At 68.1% G+C, this 15,911-nt stretch carries 12 protein-coding genes; 9 read left to right on the forward strand and 3 right to left on the reverse strand.

Features of this window, described 5'->3' with window-relative positions; all coding sequences use genetic code 11:
* Positions 1–91: 91 nt before the first annotated feature.
* On the forward strand, positions 92–640 hold the full coding sequence (locus LCL61_RS18335; protein WP_340687951.1) for a type VII secretion system-associated protein: 549 nt from the start codon (positions 92–94) through the stop codon (positions 638–640).
* 20 nt (positions 641–660) lie between these two features.
* Here the strand turns inward: LCL61_RS18335 and LCL61_RS18340 are convergent, their stop codons facing one another.
* Positions 661–3,543, reverse strand: coding sequence for a helix-turn-helix transcriptional regulator (locus tag LCL61_RS18340; protein WP_340687952.1), 2,883 nt, complete (start codon positions 3,541–3,543; stop codon positions 661–663).
* A gap of 120 nt (positions 3,544–3,663) precedes the next feature.
* Here LCL61_RS18340 and LCL61_RS18345 point away from each other — a divergent pair, with 120 nt between their 5' ends.
* The 8 genes from LCL61_RS18345 (at position 3,664) to LCL61_RS18380 (ending at position 12,227) form a co-directional block, all read left to right on the forward strand.
* Positions 3,664–4,131, forward strand: coding sequence for a YbaB/EbfC family nucleoid-associated protein (locus LCL61_RS18345; protein ID WP_340687953.1), 468 nt, complete (start codon positions 3,664–3,666; stop codon positions 4,129–4,131).
* A 288-nt stretch (positions 4,132–4,419) separates the two neighbouring features.
* Positions 4,420–5,814 (forward strand): type VII secretion integral membrane protein EccD, encoded by a 1,395-nt coding sequence (eccD, locus tag LCL61_RS18350; RefSeq protein ID WP_016335751.1) that lies wholly within the window; start codon positions 4,420–4,422, stop codon positions 5,812–5,814.
* Positions 5,814–7,244 carry a type VII secretion protein EccB gene (eccB, locus tag LCL61_RS18355; protein ID WP_340687954.1) on the forward strand — a complete coding sequence of 477 codons (1,431 nt, stop codon included), beginning with the start codon at positions 5,814–5,816 and terminating at the stop codon, positions 7,242–7,244. The genes eccD and eccB overlap by 1 nt, the downstream gene beginning before the upstream one ends.
* A gap of 161 nt (positions 7,245–7,405) precedes the next feature.
* A complete protein-coding gene (locus tag LCL61_RS18360) occupies positions 7,406–7,732 on the forward strand; it encodes a hypothetical protein (protein WP_340687955.1) in 327 nt (108 codons plus the stop codon).
* 50 nt (positions 7,733–7,782) lie between these two features.
* Entirely contained in the window at positions 7,783–8,079 is a 297-nt protein-coding gene (locus tag LCL61_RS18365; RefSeq protein ID WP_016335748.1) for a WXG100 family type VII secretion target, read from the forward strand.
* Between the two features lie 90 nt (positions 8,080–8,169).
* Positions 8,170–8,628, forward strand: coding sequence for a hypothetical protein (locus tag LCL61_RS18370; RefSeq protein WP_016335747.1), 459 nt, complete (start codon positions 8,170–8,172; stop codon positions 8,626–8,628).
* An 87-nt stretch (positions 8,629–8,715) separates the two neighbouring features.
* A complete protein-coding gene (locus tag LCL61_RS18375; protein ID WP_340687956.1) occupies positions 8,716–11,487 on the forward strand; it encodes a large repetitive protein in 2,772 nt (923 codons plus the stop codon).
* A 413-nt stretch (positions 11,488–11,900) separates the two neighbouring features.
* Entirely contained in the window at positions 11,901–12,227 is a 327-nt protein-coding gene (locus LCL61_RS18380) for a hypothetical protein (protein WP_340687957.1), read from the forward strand.
* A 93-nt stretch (positions 12,228–12,320) separates the two neighbouring features.
* Here the strand turns inward: LCL61_RS18380 and LCL61_RS18385 are convergent, their stop codons facing one another.
* Positions 12,321–13,049 (reverse strand): hypothetical protein, encoded by a 729-nt coding sequence (locus tag LCL61_RS18385; RefSeq protein ID WP_340687958.1) that lies wholly within the window; start codon positions 13,047–13,049, stop codon positions 12,321–12,323.
* A gap of 1,205 nt (positions 13,050–14,254) precedes the next feature.
* Positions 14,255–14,644, reverse strand: a complete 390-nt coding sequence (locus LCL61_RS18390; RefSeq protein WP_340687959.1) for a hypothetical protein — start codon at positions 14,642–14,644, stop codon at positions 14,255–14,257.
* Between the last annotated feature and the right edge of the window lie 1,267 nt (positions 14,645–15,911).

The following is a 15,911-nucleotide window of genomic DNA, read 5'->3' on the forward strand; positions in this document are numbered from 1 at the left end:
ATAACCGGCATAAATGCCCGGCCCGCGGCCGTTTCCCGTCCAGGTTCCTCGAAGAACCAGCACAGTGGAGTGGCGTTCGGAAGGGGAGAACATGAGTGAACAACCCGGGCGGACCGAGGCCGCGGAAGCCTCCGGTGCCAGGTTGCTGTTGTTGCTCGATCCCGAATTCACCCTGAGTGAAGAGCAGGATCACCTGCCGCCGCAGGTGGTGCTGGGTGCCTGGGTCGTCGACGAAGAGGGCGAACCGAGCCGCTTCCACCCGAACCCGGAGTACCGGCCCAGCACTCCCGGCTCCCCGCTCGACCCCGTGGACGCGGTGCTCCGTGCCCTCGCCGACGGCCAGGACGTCGCTGACCAGTTCTCCGTCGTGCTCCGGGACACCGTGCTCGGGATCGCCACGGACGACGAGGGCGTCGCGGTGATCGAACCGGCTCCGGACGGGGTTCCCTCGGTCCAGGTGACCACGTCCTACGGCCACCGCGAGCGTGTCGGGGCCGGTGTCCGCTGGCTGGACGTCACCGTGGAAGAGCTGGCCGCGGCGTTGCCTCGGCAGGGTGTCGACGTGCTGCTCAACCCGGGTTCACCGGCGTCGATGCGAGTGCTGGCGGACGCGATCCGCGCGGCCGCCCAAGACGCCTGACCGCCCGGGTCGTTCACCGGTCAGAGCTGGAGTTCACCGTTGGCGATCGCGGTCGCCAGTTCGATCCGGGAGCGGTAGCCGCTCCGGACGAACAGCCGGCTCAGCCGGCCTTCGACGCTCTTTTCGCTCGTGATCAAGGCGGCGGCGATCTGCTTGTTACTCAGTCCTTCGGCGGCCAGCGTCGCCAGAAGCCGCTCGTTCTCCTCCACCGTGTTCCGGCGGCCGGGAACGACGATGCCGTGCTTCTGCATGAGGGTGCGGGTCTTGGCGCGATGCATCAGCGCGCCGAGACCCGCCATCAGCTCGTAGGCCTCGCTGAGCAGCGCGGGGTCGGCCATCTCGTGTTTGACCAGGCGTGCGATGAGGACCGACAACTCGAGCGGCTGACCGCGTTCGTGAGCCACCCGCAGGGACTCCGCTGCCGCGTCCGCGTCCTTCTCGACCACGGCACGCACGAACGACGCGAGCAACCCCGCCCTGCCCGTGGGCAGGTCACGCGCCAGTCGTTCGGCGTTCACCAGGCATTGCGCCGCGGTCTCCTGGTCCTCGAGGTCGAGTGCCAGGTCGGCCAGTTCCGCGTACGCGGTGTCGCAGCCGATCACCAGGCCGCGTTCCCCGGCCGCGCTCAACGCCGTGGTGAGCCGATCGGCCGCCCGTCGCGCGTCGCCGAGGGCGCGGTCGATCAGCGCCTCGGTGAAGTCCAGCAGATGGGCGAGGACCGGGGTGCCCTCCGCGGCCGCGGAGAGCAGCTCGCGCGCGGTGGCGAGCCGTCCCTGACAGACGAGAGCGGCGACCGTCGCGTTGAACATCCCGGTGGTCGCCGCGGCGAAGCCGGGAACCGATCGGCGGGCCACGCTCCGGCAGGCCAGCTCGGTGGCGGACCGGAAGTCGCCACGCAGCACCGCGGCCGTCGTCCGGTTGGCGGGCCCCACGTCGTCCCACGAAAGCCTTTCGTCCGCCAGCAGGTTCTCGGCGCGGGTGAGCTCTCCGTTCAGGAGCAGGCCGGTGAGGTGCGCGTCGATCTGCTCGGCGCGGTATCGCGCGACATCACTCAGCGGCCACTGCCCTCGTTCCAGCAGACTTCGCTCGAAGAACTCCGCCCGGCCCTGCCACAGGCCGCCGAGCGCTCTGATCAGACGCGCGACGACGGCTTGAGGATGTCCCTTGTGGACCGTCGACGTCGCTGTTTCCGCCCACCGCCCGGCTTCCGCCCAGCGGTCGAGCAGCGCGCACGCGATCGCCCGGATCACCGCTCGTGACCCGGGATCACCGGCCAGGCGGTGGTCGCCGTCCGCGATGTCGCGCAGCGGCTCGGTGTCACGCCTGCCACTGAGGCCGCAGAGGAGCAGCGAGTGCACTTCGAACACGGCATCCGGGTTCAGTTCGTTCGCGAAGTCGCTCAGCACCAGCCGGATGGTGCGCAGACTTCGCTCGTAGTCACCGTTCCGGTGGTAGGTACCGACGAGCAGCAGGAGCACCTTCGCCCGTTGTGCCCGGTCGCCGGTGAGTTCGACGGCGGCGTCGAGCCAGCGAAGCGCCGACGCGGTCTCGTCCTCTCCCGCTTCGACGGCACGACGGAGCAGTTCCTCCAACGCCCGCGCCGGATCCACCATCCGGCCGGCCTCGGCCAGGAGATTCGCCCGGTGCGCCGGATCGGGGCAGACCGCTGCTCCGGACCACAAGGCTTCGACGGCGGCCGCCGCCAGCACCCGGCGTTCGTAAGGCCCGCAGGCCTCGGCCGACGTGACGGCGTGGAGCGGGAGGACGAAGCGCCAGGACTCGCCCCCGCGATGGAGGACACCGGCGGCGCGCAGGCTTTCAAGACGACGAAGGACCTCTTGCTCGGATAGGCCGATCACCGCGCCGGCTACGTGGGGTGCCGCGCCGTCGAGCGGAGACAGGACGGCCATCGCCCTCGCCATTTCCCATTCCCCGGGGCCGAGCGCGTGAGCCGACAGGACGTACTCACTGGGCTGGGATGGTTTCCGCGTGGCCATGGCGGGCACGAAGTAGGCGGACCGGTTCACGATCCGGATCGCGCCGCGCCGGCGCAGTGCCTCCACGGTCTCGGACACCGCGGCGCGCACGCCGCGGCTGAGAGCGTGCACGTGATCGACGAGCGCGGGCTCCGGCCCCGCCCCCAGCGTGCTCTTCAGCTCGCCCGCCAGCATCTCCTTCGACAGCGGACGCAGCCGAAGGGTGTGGACCAAGTTCGCCTCGCGGAGTCGGGCCAAAGCTGCGGGGCCATAGCGGGCGGCCGCGTCGCCGACGGGGACGCGGAGCGCGCCGACACACCTGATCTTGGTCCCATCGAGCATCGGGACCAGCGCTTCGAGCACCGCGAGGGAGTCACGGTCGATCCAGTGCAGATCGTCGAGCAACAGGACCGTGCCGTCGCCACCGCGACGCAACGCCGCGGCCGCGGCGTGGGCCGCCCGCAGCGCCACCGCAGGTTCCTCGGCCGCACGGGCGACCGGGCCGATCGTCGCCCAGGCCGGTTCGCCGGGCACCGGGCCCCGTAGCCGGGTGGGCGCATCATCCCGCGGGCTGTCGGACGGGAGGATGAAGCGGGCGGGAGCGACGTCCCCGCTCGGGGTGAACCGCATCGCCGAGACCTGCCGGCGGTCCGCTTCGAAGTGTTCGGAAAGCCGAGCGAGCATGGTCGTACGACCGGTGCCGGTGAGCCCGGTGAGCAAGACCAGTGGTTTCTCCGCCTCGAGAACGGCGTCGAGAATGTCCTCCACGTCGTCATCATCGGCGCGAACAGGGAAGAAGCCCATCGGGAAGGCGAGTTGGCCCGACATCGTGCCCGAAGGTCCCCACCGGCGAAATGCCTCACGGTCGCCGCCCGTGACGGTCGGCTCCGGATACTCGGCGTCGAAGGTGATAAGGGCACGGATCACAGCAAAAGAGGCTGTGTACACCGCGCGGGGATCGGTTCGCCACGGTGTCCCATGCACCATGAGGGCGAAAGCGTGACGCCGGATTGTTCGGGCTGGTCATGAGTAGTGAGGAATGGTGTGATGACGGATTGGGCTTCGGCTTTCGGCAACGCGGACATGGGTGTCGAGCAGGCGCTGGCGGATCTGGAGCGGGAGAAGCAGAAGCTACGGGAGGTGAGCAAGATTTGGGAGGAGAGCACGACGATCGTCCGCGCCAAGGACAATTCGTTCTCGATGACCTTCGACGGACGCGGCGAATTGACCGACGTCTCGTTCCAGGGATCGAAGTACCGTTCGTTGCCTCCGGCCCAGTTGGCTCATCACATCGTGGAGGCGGTGCGGCAGGGCCGTAACGAGGCGATGGCGAAGGTGGAGAAGGTCATGGGCACGGGGGCGACGGGGCTCGACTTCGCCGGGGTCGCCGGCGGCAAGGTCGATCCGATGGAGATGATGAACTCGTTGCTGGGGCCGATGCTGGAGGGCCTCGACGGGCTCGGCATGAGCGTTCCGGGTCCGTCGGACAAGGGCAAGGACAAGAAGAGCGAGTGACGGCGGTCCGGTCGTTTCCGGGATGGGTCGTTCACGGGCAGATTTCAGTCCCTTGTGGACAACTTGAGCGCGGACGGCCGTCGGGTCGATCCGGCCGTGCCACTTGCGGACCCCTTGTCGGGGTGATCTCCACAGTGTCACCTTTGCCGCCGCGCACGTTCTCCCTTGGTGAGTGGTTGTCCCCGTTTTCCGGAGAACACCGTGACTAGGTCTCCGAGTCGCGTCACCCGTGCTTAAGGTCTCGGCCAGACACGGGTCTAGACCTGGAAGGAAGGGCCTGGGTACCTGATGGAAGAGCAGACTCAGCATCGCACAACGAGTTCGGCGAGGCTACGGTTCGTCCTGGGTGGACAGGCGAGGGATCTGGCGTTGCCCGCCGAGGTCCCGCTCGTGGATCTGCTGCCCGCGATTCTCACCCAGTTCGGTGCCGAGACGATCGAGCAGGGAGCCGAACACGAAGGCTGGGTCGTACAACGGATCGGCGAAGCTCCGCTGAACGAGGATCGCACCCTGCTCCAGCTCAGCGTGGTCGACGGGGAAAGCCTGCACCTGCTGCCCCGCGCCGAACAGCTCGCCGCGATCGACTACGACGACCTCGTCGACGGCGTGGCGGTGCAGGTACGGGAGCACCCCGGCGCGCTCACCCCGGCAAGGGTGGGCTGGATGTTCCGGCTGGGCGCGGCGGCGGTCATGCTGCTCGCCTGCCGGTTGCTGGTGGCCGACGTGGCAGTGGCGGCCCAGGTGCTGCTCTCGACCGGGCTCTCGGTGACACTCCTCGCCGTGGCGGCCCTGGTGGCCCGCGGTGCGGCGAAGCCCGTACCCGCGGTGATCCTCGCCGGCACCGGCGTCGTTTTCGCCGCGCTGGCGGGCTGGTATCTGGTGCTCCTGCTCGATCCCGCGGCGATCGCGATGATGAGCCTCACCGGTGCGGCAGCGGCGGCTTTGCTCGCCCTGTTGATCGGGGTGATCGTGGTCGCGGACGGTGCGGCGGTGTTCGCCGGGGCGATCCTGTTCACCATCGTGCTGCTCGTCACCGGCCTGATCGGCTCGGTCACTCCCGTCGACCCGGCCCAAGCCGCCGCCATCGGCCTGGTGATCTCCCTGATCCTGGCCTTGTTCATCCCGACGACGGCCTTCCGGCTGTCCGGGCTGACCCTGCCGATGCTCCCGACGGGCGCAGAGGAACTCCACGAGGACATCGACGCGGTGTCCCACAAGGTGGTCGTGGATCGCGGCAACGCGACGTTCGGATACTCGACGGCGTTGCACGCGGGCCTGGGCTTGGCCCAGGCCGTGCTCCTGCCGGTGCTCGACATCGGCGGCGACGGCTGGCATCTCACGTTCGCACTCGTCCTCGCTCTGCTTCTGGTGCTGCGCTCCCGCCACCCGAGCGGGATGATCCAGCGCTGGTCCGTCCTGGTACCCGCCGCGGTCGTGGTGCTCTTGGTCGCGGCAGGCCTCGGCCTTGCCCAGCCGATGGAGAGCCGCTTCGTGGTCGTGATCCCGTTGGTCCTCGTGGCGGGGCTGCTCTTGTTCGGTGGCGAACGCCTGCCGGGTAAGCGGTTCCGGCCGTACTGGGGCCGTACGGTGGAGATCTTCGAGCTGATCACGGCGATCGCGGTGCTGCCGATCCTCCTGCAGGTCCTGCACGTCTACAGTTTCATGCGACACTTGGCCGGCTGATGAAATCACGCAAAGACCAGGTACAGGCCTACTTTTTCGTGGTCGGGAGGCTGGCGGCCGCCGTGACGCACGGCAAGCCGGACGCCTTGGAATCACCGAGCAAGCGGATGACCACCGGGACGGTGCTCGGGTTCGTGCTCGCCGCGGTGATCATGGGCGTCTTCGGCATCTTCGGCATGTTCGTGCCCGCCACCGGCAACTCGTCCTGGAAGCAGGACGGGGCGATCGTGATGGACGAGACCAGCGGCGCGCGTTACGTGTACCTCGCCGGGCAGCTCCGTCCGGTGCTCAACTACTCGTCCGCTCGTCTGGTGGCCGGGCAGTCCGGTGGCCAGATCTCCTCGGTTTCTCCGGGTTCGCTGGCCGGAACCCCGGTCGGCCAGCCGATCGGGATCGCAGGCGCGCCGGATTCGCTGCCCGCCGCCGACAAGGTCAAGGGCGGGACGTGGACGGTGTGCACGAGCGGGCCGGGAGGCGGCACCACCGCGCCGGGCGCGGTGGTGACCGTCCTTTTGGGACACTCACCCGGCTCTGTGCTCAGCGAAAACCAGGCTTACTACGTGTCGGCTCCGAGCGGTGAACTCTACCTGGTGACGCGCGGGAAGCGGTTCAAGCTGCCGAGCAGCTCGGTGGCCATCGCGCTCGGTTACGGGACGGCACGCCCCATCGAGGTCCCCGCGTTATGGCTGAACACGATCACGCAGGGCCCGGACTTCGTCGCGCAGGCGGTACCCGGTCTCGGCCAGCCGGGGCCGGTGATCGACGGGAAGCAGAGCCTGGTCGGCCAGATCTACCAGGCACGGAACCCGGCCATCGGCACCGAGCAGAACTACCTCGTGCGCCGGGACGGGCTGGCCGCGCTCAGCCGGACCGGGGCGGCCCTCCTGCTGACCACGCCGAGCACCCGGCAGGCCTATCCCGACGGGCCGATCGAAGCCGTCCAGGTCACCCCGGACGCTTTGAGCGGCTTGGCGATCTCTGCCACCGCGGGGATCGCGAACGACCTGCCTCCCGACCCGCCCGAAATCGTGACTCCGTCGCCTGGTGCGCAACCTTGCCTCCGTCAAGACCCGTCGGCGGGGCCGGGGCAGCCGATGGTGGCCGAGTCGCTACCCGACGCCCAGGTCGCCCAAGCTTCGGTTCCCCTGGGCACGCACCAGGCGGGAACAACGGCCGACAGGGTCGCGATACCGGCGGGCCAAGGCGTTCTCGCCAGGGACCAGCCGGCCCCGGGCGCGGCCCCGGGTGTGACGTACCTGGTCACGGAAGTGGGGGAGAAGTACCCCCTGGCCGATACGGAAACCGTCACCGCGCTGGGCTATACCGAGTCCGCGGCGGTCCCGATCCCGATGCAGTTGCTCGATCTGCTGCCGACCGGGCCGGTACTCAGCGTGAACGCCGCACGGCAGACCCAGACCGTGCGGTCGTGATCGCGGCCCTGCCGCTCGTAAGGGGAATCCCTACCCAGGGCCCCAGGTTTGTGAAAAGCCGTTCCGGGCAAGGTTTTCAATTTAATCTTGAATAGTGGTCGTGCTACTACGAAAACGTAGAGCTCGCCAAAGTCGTAGCACTCATCGCAGGAGGAAGCACAGTGGCACACTCCACTCAGCTAAATGATTCGGAAATCAACGCCCAGGCCGCCAGGCACGAGGAGACGGCGGACAACGTCAACAACGAACTCGACAACCTGAAGCGCGAGGTCGAAGCCACTCTCGCGGCCAGCGGCAGCGCGGCCACCAGGGCTCTCAGCTCGGTCACCAACGACTGGGTGGAAGCCGTGCGCAAGACGGTCCTGGAGAACATGCGCGCCATGGCGGCCAGCATGCGCAAGGAGGCCGGTGCCCAGGTGGACGCCGACTCCGACAACACGCAGTCGATCCTCAACGTCCCGATGGACACCGCCGACTTCCTCCGCTAGTGATTTCGGCCACCGCGTAAAGACCACCGCGTAAAATCTTAGGAGTATTGATGTCCGACGGTACGATTCTCTACGACTACCCCGTCATCGAACAGTGCATCTCGATGATGATGAAGAAGGCCAACGAGATCGACAATCAGGCGACCGCGTTGAGCAGTGACGTGAAGACGATCATGGTGGGCTGGAAGGGTGAGACGGCCAACGCGTACGAGCAGCGTTCCACCAACCTGCAGCAGGGTCTCGACACCCACCGCCAGAACCTGCTGAACCTTCGCAAGTCCCTGTCCGACGCGGCCGAGCGGATGGCGAACGCCGACAAGAGCGGCGGCCGGAGCATCGCCAACTGATCTGCACGGTGTGCCGGGTGAATCCGCTCGGCACACCGTGTTTCCATGAGCAGCTGAACGGTCATTGCCGTTCGAGAAGAAGGAGTCGTCGTGTCGACTAAGTTCGATGCCGAAGCCATCGCGACCGCCGGCAAGAACATCGGTCAGCTGATGGATGACATGAGTGCCTTCGAGGCGCTGAAACAGAACTGGCCCAACGCCGGGAAGTTCAAGCTCGCGGTGTGGCTCGAGCGCGTCGTGGACGATCGGCGCAACGCCGTCGTGGCGCACGCCGAGCATCTCAAGATCGCTTTCGAAGAGATGGAAACGAAGCTCAAGGACATCGCGGAGCGATTCAAGAACACCGACGGGCAGAACGCCGAAGAGATCAAAAAGGTGATGGCCGGCCTCGAGGGCGCCGTGGTGCAGGCCGTCGGCGCCTACGACACCAACACCGAGAACCAGCAGCACAACTACACCGCGGACCCCGTCGGAACCGGGCCCAACGCCAACAAGCCGACCGACGGTGACGGATACAACGACAACCTGAACGACACGGTCACCACCTGACAACAGAGCCGGGAAAGGAACCGGGCGGTCCGCGCGGATTCGCGTCTGTCGACCTCGGTGCTGGCTGTCTAGATAGGAAACTCTGGCATGTCCGAATCCACTGTTAGGCCTACGCTGGTCGGTCAGTACGCGGTCCCGGCGCCCGTGCTCGACCCGGCCTATTTCTCGACGCTGGAATCGCTCGAATCCGCCGTCAGCGACCTGGTCAACGCTGCCGACGGTTCGGCCACCACCGCTTGGTACGAACTCGAGAAGGACATCAAGGCCGCCGAGGTGGCGCTGGCGTCCGTCAACGAGAAGTTCGCCAAACAGATCAAGGCGGTCGGGGATGCCTTGGAAGGTGACACGGGTGAGGCGTTCCGGAAGTACGCCACCGCGATCCTCGACACCAGCGAACAAGTCTATGACACGTTGATGGGCAAGCAGTTCGGCACGAACATGGGCAACATCGGCCGTGCCATCCAGAATTTCGTCACCACCTGGTGGCAACTGCAGAAAATCGGAAAAGAGGTCTACGAGCAACGGGTCTCCGCCTTGCGGGCAGATACCCAGCGGAAGATCCAGGCCGCCGAGTCGACCGCCGAGATCGCCGCGCACACGGCGAACCTGGCGACCGGGCTGGTCACGATCAAAACGACTTCGGACGCTGCTTTGCTGAAGGATCTGCAAAACGCGTTGGGTACGCTCGGAAGCGCCTACAACGCGCGTGCCGCGGACCTGGTCCCGCTCTACATCTCCGATGGCGACACGACCACCGCGGCGCCCCAGGACAGCTATCAGGCTCAGGCGGGGCAGCCTCAGCCGGAGCAGCAGCAGACGCGGACCGCGTACCTTACGAAAGTGCCGGATCGGCGGGATCAGCCGGTCTCACAGCAGCCGACGCAGACCGGGGACGCGGAGCAACAGACTCCCGGAGACCCGACGGCATCGCAGAACAACGCGGAACTCGCTTCCGGCGCGCAACCCGATTCCGGACTGAAGCCCTCGCTGGAGGCGGTACCCACCGAAAGTGCCGTTCCCGGTTCGGTCACTCCTGGGCTGACTCCGGCCACAGGCGGAAGCGATGGGCTCGGCGGGCCGGGTCAGGCCAACGGTTCGCAGGCCGGCGGCGTGTCTCCTGAAGCGCAAGCGGCTTTGGGTGACGCGAAACAGGCGGCGGGCGATGCCATCGATGATTTGACCTCACAGACGGAGGACCCGGCCCGCAAGGAAGCCCTCCAGGACGCCAAGGAAGCCGCCCAGGGCGCCATCGACGGCCTCACGGATGGAGCGCCTGGCGGCGAGACCGGCGGCTCCGCGGGCACCGAAGGCGGGCTCGATCCGGGCGCCGGCGCCGGCGCCGGCGCGGGTGTAGGCGGTGGGCTCGGTTCGCCGATGCCGGGCCTGGCGGATGCGAAGAAGGCCGCGGGCAAGGCGATCGACGAACTGGGCAAGAAGACCGACGACCCGAAGCGCCAGCAGGCTCTGGAGGACGCGAAGAAGGCCGCGGAAGACGCCATCGACGGGCTCACCAGCCCGACGGCGCCCGGTGCACTCACCGGTGGGCCGGGTGAACCCTCCGCCGACGAGGCCAAGGAGGCCGTCGGCGGCGCGATCGACGACCTCGCGAAGGCCGGTGATTCCGAGGCACGTCAGCAAGCCCTCGAAGACGCCAAGAAGGCCGCATCGGATGCCGTCGACGGCATCACCGGCGGGGGAACCGGCGCGGAGATGCAGGACGCGGCGGGCAAGGCGATCGACGACCTCATCGGCGGCACCGACGATCCCGAGCGCAAAGCAGCCCTCGAAGAGGCCAAGAACGCCGCGAACGACGCGATCGACAAAATGACCCCGCCGGATCTGGGCGACGCCAAGCAGGCCGCGCAAGACGCCATCGGCGACCTGGCTCGACCGGGTGATACCGAGGCGCGGCAGCAGGCACTCGACGACGCGAAGAACGCCGCGTCGGATGCCGTCGACGGCATCCTGGGCCAGGACGGAACCGATCCCGCGGCCGCGGCCGACCGCGCGCAGCTGCTCGACGCGAAGGAAGCGGCGGGCAAGGCGATCGACGACCTCATCGGCGACACCGACGATCCCGAGCGCAAAACAGCTCTCGAGGACGCCAAGGACGCGATGAGTTCGGCGATCGACGAGATGGCCGCCCCGGAGCACTTCCAGCAGGTGCAGGACGCGAAGCTGGCCGCGGAGCGGGCGATCGACGGCCTCGGCACTTCGAGTGACGATGCTCAGCGACAGCAGGCCTTGGACGCGGCGAAATCGGCCGCGAACGAGGCGATCGACCGGATCAACGACTCGCCCGACCTCACCGGCCCCGAGCACGACCAGGCGCTGGCGCAGGCGAGGGAAGACGCGGCCAAGGCGATCGACGGTCTGGCTCGGCCCGACGACACGCCCGCCGAACGCCAGGAACTCGCCGATGCGAAGGCGGCCGCCAACAGAGCCATCGACGCCATCGGCGGCGCGCAGGGCGGCAGTGGTGGCGGCAGCGCGATGCGCGACTTCCTGGAGCCGTCGGCACCTGGCCAGGGAAACGTGGCCGGCGGAGCCGGCGCCGGAGGAGCACCCGCCACCGCGGGAGGCCCGCCGCCGGGCAAGTTCGACACCCAGCCTCTCTCCGCCGGTGCTCCGGTCAACACGCAGGGCGGCCCGCCCCTGTCGGCCGTACCCGGTGGGCTCGGCGCAGGTCAGCAGGGCGGTATGCCGATGGGCCCGATGGGCGGCGCTCCCATGGGCGGTGGCGGCGCCGGCGGCGGCCAGGGCGAGAAGGAACGGGAACCGCAGATCTGGATCCAGGCCGAGCAGGGCGCCTGGGGCGAGAACGACGACTCGCAGAATCCCGTTCTGGGCAAGAACTGATCCCGATCCTCGGTCCCGGCGCCTCACGTCGGTGGGCCCGGCACCCCTGGAGTTGTTCGACGTCGAGTCCCGAAGGCCACCTCTGCGGCATTCAACGCCCAGAAGGTGGCCTTCGGCACGTTCCGCCCGACCATGAGCGGTGACCGAACGTCGCCGAAACCCGCGGAATCCTCGCGTGCTACTCACCTTGAGTGACGAATTGGGTGCTTGCGGCCAAGTCGAGGAGGTCTTCGAGGGAGGTAAGGGCAACAAGCGCGAGAAAAGGGCCTCGGGACGCTCTTCACATTGGTACTGGGCCGAACGTGTGTAACCGTGGATCGTCGACCATCGTCCGTCCCGAGGAATCAGAGCCGGCGGATTCCACGGTGGGCGACCGGACACAAAGGACAGAACGATCGAGGAGCGGAGGAAGGATGGCCGAGACATTCCGGCTGGACCCGGAGGGAGCGTCCGCCGCCGCCGCGCGACTGGGTGCTCTCGGGGAGATGCTGCAGGACTCGCTGCGCGTTCTCGAAGGCACGCTCGATGATCACCACGGGTGCTGGGGTAAAGACGACATCGGTAAGGCGTTCGCCAACAATTACGTGGGGCCTTCGGACGAGGCCCGGCAGGGGGCGCGCGCGGCGGCCGAAGGCACTGTCCAGCTCGAAGACGGTATCAAGAAGAGCGTCGAGGTTTTGAAGGATCTGGATCAGGCGAGTGCCGCGCGGATCGACGCGTCGACCGGACAGGGCAGTTGATCCCGGCAGGGTAGCCACCGGTGGGTCTCCAGTTCGCGGAGGCATGACTCGGCTGTTTGAGGGAAAACCAGGGGAGATGAGGTGAAGGAGAGCTCAGGCGCAGGCGGTGGTGATCAGCGGCCGATGCACGGCACTGACGAGACCACCCAGCTGCCGCCGAGTCTCCAGCACTTCTTCAAGGTCGTCCTGGGTATGGAGTGGCCGGAAGGCAGCGAGGGCGGGCTGAAAGCCATCGGTCACGCCTGGTCGGTGTTCCATGCGGATCTCGACAGAGTCGTCGATGAGCTCCCCTCGGTGGCAGGCCGGCTGGATCGGTCGTTCGACGGCGAGACGGCGTCGAAGATCCTGGGTTTCATCCAGGGTGATCTGACGGCGGGTCTCGAGCAGTTGAAGGTCCAGGCGGCGGGGTTCGAGAAGCAGGCGAAAAACGCCGCGGCCGACATTCAGAAAAGCAAGATCATGTTGATCACGTTCGCGGCGTTGACGCTCGCGGCGATCATTCAACTGTTGTCGACGTTGTTCGGCGCGATCTTCGTTCCCGTGGTGCAGGTGGCTGCTCGTCTCACCATTCAGGGGATCCTCCAGCTGTTGAAGGCGAAGTTGAGTCAGCTCACCGTGCAACAGGTGGGTAGTCAGTTGTGGAAGCTGAGCTCGACGGCGGCGAAGTGGGCGGCGGGCGGTGCGGGGCTCATGGTCGCCGTGGACGGCGGTATCCAGGGTGTTCAGATCGCGACGGATGGCCGGGACGGGTGGGATACCGAGTCGCTGAAGGGGTCGGCGATCGGTGGCGCGATCGGCGGTGTGGCGGGTGGTGTGTTCCACGGTGCGGCCAGGGGAGTGGGGAGCTTCTTCTCGAAGGAGATCCGGCATCAGCTGCCGCGAGGATGGCAGAAGACGTTCGATATCGCGGGCCCGTCGGCTTACGCGCTGGGCCAGGTGGCCATGGTGGCCTTCAGCAATCCCTTGGTGTTCCTCGCGCTCAAGGACGAAGAGGGGGTGATGTGGGAAGGCATTCTGGGCGCGCTGTCCGGTCCCGGGGATGGGGGGAAGGGCGGGGGTGTCACCGGCCAGGGCGCCGCGGTGATGGGGCAGTCGTTCTTGGACAAGCTGGATCAGCTGGGACTCGGGTGGCTCAAGCCTGCCGCGGCGTCGTTGCCCGGTAATGGTGAAACCACCGCCGAGGGCGAGGATAAGGCCGCTGTCGCGGCGGAAGAGGAGCCGGATCCCGAGAGCAGGCGGGGCTCGGAGCAGTTGCCGCCCTATACCGAGTCGGCGGATGAGGCGCCTCAGGTCGTCGGGGAATCGCAGAAGCGACCGCTGGTCATTCCCGAACCCGGTGCTGCCCCGGCCGCGCAAGCGACCGATGGTGTCGCGGATGGCGCGCGTGAGATCACGTCTCCTGCCCGGACTCCATTGGGGACGGTGTTCGGTTCCGAACCTGCTGTACAGCAGGCTGTTCCGACCGAGAGTGCCGGTCAGCCGGACTTGCGGGAGTTTCTCGGAGGCGGGGAGGCGGCGCCTGCGCAGGGAGAGGCGGCAGCGCATGTTCCCGCCGTGCCGCAGGTTCCGGCAACGGGCCCGGAGCCCACGGTCGGTGGGCGCACTGGTGACACGTCGAGTCCTGGGGTAACCGAGGGTGCCGCCACGGGGGCGCGCGGGGACAGTGTCCCGCAGGATGGTCGTCACGGGCAGACGGCCGGTTCGGCCCAGCCGTCGACGCTGCCCTCGAACGTGACCGGCCAGCCGGATGCGGGCACTGGGTCTCCCGGGAACGCCGAGGCCGCGCCGGTGGGTCAACAGGCCAGCGGGGACACGCGTTCGTCCGCAGCGCCGGCGAACCGGCAAACCGGTGATGATTCCCGTGGCGTGACCGGTGGAACGCCGTCCACCCAGGAGCGGGCGGCCGGCTCTTCACAGCCGGCGGTGGTGTCGGGCGGCCAGCCTGCCGGAACAGCCAACACACCTCCTTCGGGCCAGAGTCATAGCCAGCCACGCGCGGAGTCGGCCGCTGCCGGTCAGCCCCAGGATCAGAATCCGGCGAACAGCCGGGCGGCTCGTCCGGACGTCGCGGTGGAGAGCCGGCCGCAGACCCAGTCCCAGGCGGGCGGCGAGCCGTCGTCTGCCGCGCGTGCCTCGGATCGGCAGAGCGCGGCGTCGTCCCTGGCACCGGATCGCGTTCCGGCGACCGCATCCGGAACCTCGGCGCAGCCGGGCCGTCCGGTGACGACGGCAGGTGCTCCGGACGTCACCGTGCCGTCGCGACCGGCCGGCGAGTCGTCGTCCGCCGCGCGTGTCTCGGATCGGCAGAGCGCGCCGTCGTCCCCGGCCGCGGCACCGGATCGTGCTTCGGTGACCGCATCCGGAACCTCGGCGCCGTCGGGCCGTCCGGTGACGACGGCAGGTGCTCCGGACGCCACCCTGCCGTCGCGACCGGCCGGCGAGTCGTCGCAGGCGGCGTCCCCAGCGGGAACCGGGGACCGGGGAAAGCCCGCAGCTCGGCTGGAAACGGCGGAGGCGAGCCCTTCAGGGAACCGGACTCGTGCGAGCGGCGACGACTCTGCCCCGCAACGGCCGGACACGTCGAAGTCCCCGGCCGCGCAGACGCAGTCTCGTGCCGGCGAAGACGGAGCGTCCCGCCGCCGGCCGGGTGTCGTGAAACCCGAGGCGCCCTTGTCGTCGCGGGAAGGCGTGGGCTCGGGGCCCGCGCCGGAAAGGGCCACGCCTCGGACGACGGCCGGGCCTCGATCGGGCGCCGCCGAATCGTTCACCCCGAAGGAATCCGCGCGTTCCTCGGCCGAGAGCACGACATCGCCGCGGATTCCCGAGCGCTCGACCGGCTCGGCGGCGACGGTGGTGCCGGGTGTGGGGTCGGTGGGTGATCCGGTGTTGTTGTCGGATGTGGTGGGGGTTGGGTTGGAGGAGGTGGAGTTTGTTGCGTTGAGGGATGGTGGGGGGCGTGAGGTGGGGGTGTTTTTTCCGTTGGTTGTGGGTGAGGTTGAGGTGGTGCGGTCGGCGTTTGTGGCGGGTGCTGGTGGGGTGGGTGTGTATTCGGTGGTGGGTCATGGTGGGGATGGTGGTTTTTCGGTTCGGCGTAGGTCGGATGGTGTGGTGGTGAAGTTGGATGGGGCTGGGGTTTATCGGTTGTTGAGTAGTCGGGTGTTGCCGGGTGGTGGTGGGTGGCGGGTTGTGCCGGAGTTGGTGGTGCTGAGTTGCCGGGTGGATGATCCGGTGGCGGGTGGGTTGCTCGGCAGGGTGCGGGAATTGGCGCGGCGGGAGGGGTACGAGGGCGGTGTTTCGGGTCCGACGGGCCGGGTTCGGGTATGGGACGACGGCCGGGTCGAGAATTTGGACAGCGACACTTCCAGGGATGGCAGCGAGGGCGCGCGATATGTGGATCTCGCCTCGCCGGAGCTGCCCCGACAGGAAACAGCGGCTGGGCCGAGCCATGCCCTCGAAGGCCCCTTCCCGCTTCCGGAAGCACGAGCCGAATCACGGGTGGCGCCGGGCAAGAACAGCACTGTGCCGGCCACCACGGCGGAGGCGCGTTGGTCCGCGAGTCCGTCCATGTCCGACAGGCCGGAGTTGTCGGAGACGGATCGGGCTTCGCTGCATGGTTTGGCGGAACTTCTTGTCCGGGACTTCCCGCTCCGGCCCGGCGTAGAGCCATGGGATGTCCGGCTGCGG

Origin of the sequence: Amycolatopsis coloradensis (assembly GCF_037997115.1) — a bacterium.
Taxonomy (GTDB): Bacteria; Actinomycetota; Actinomycetes; order Mycobacteriales; family Pseudonocardiaceae; genus Amycolatopsis; species Amycolatopsis coloradensis_A.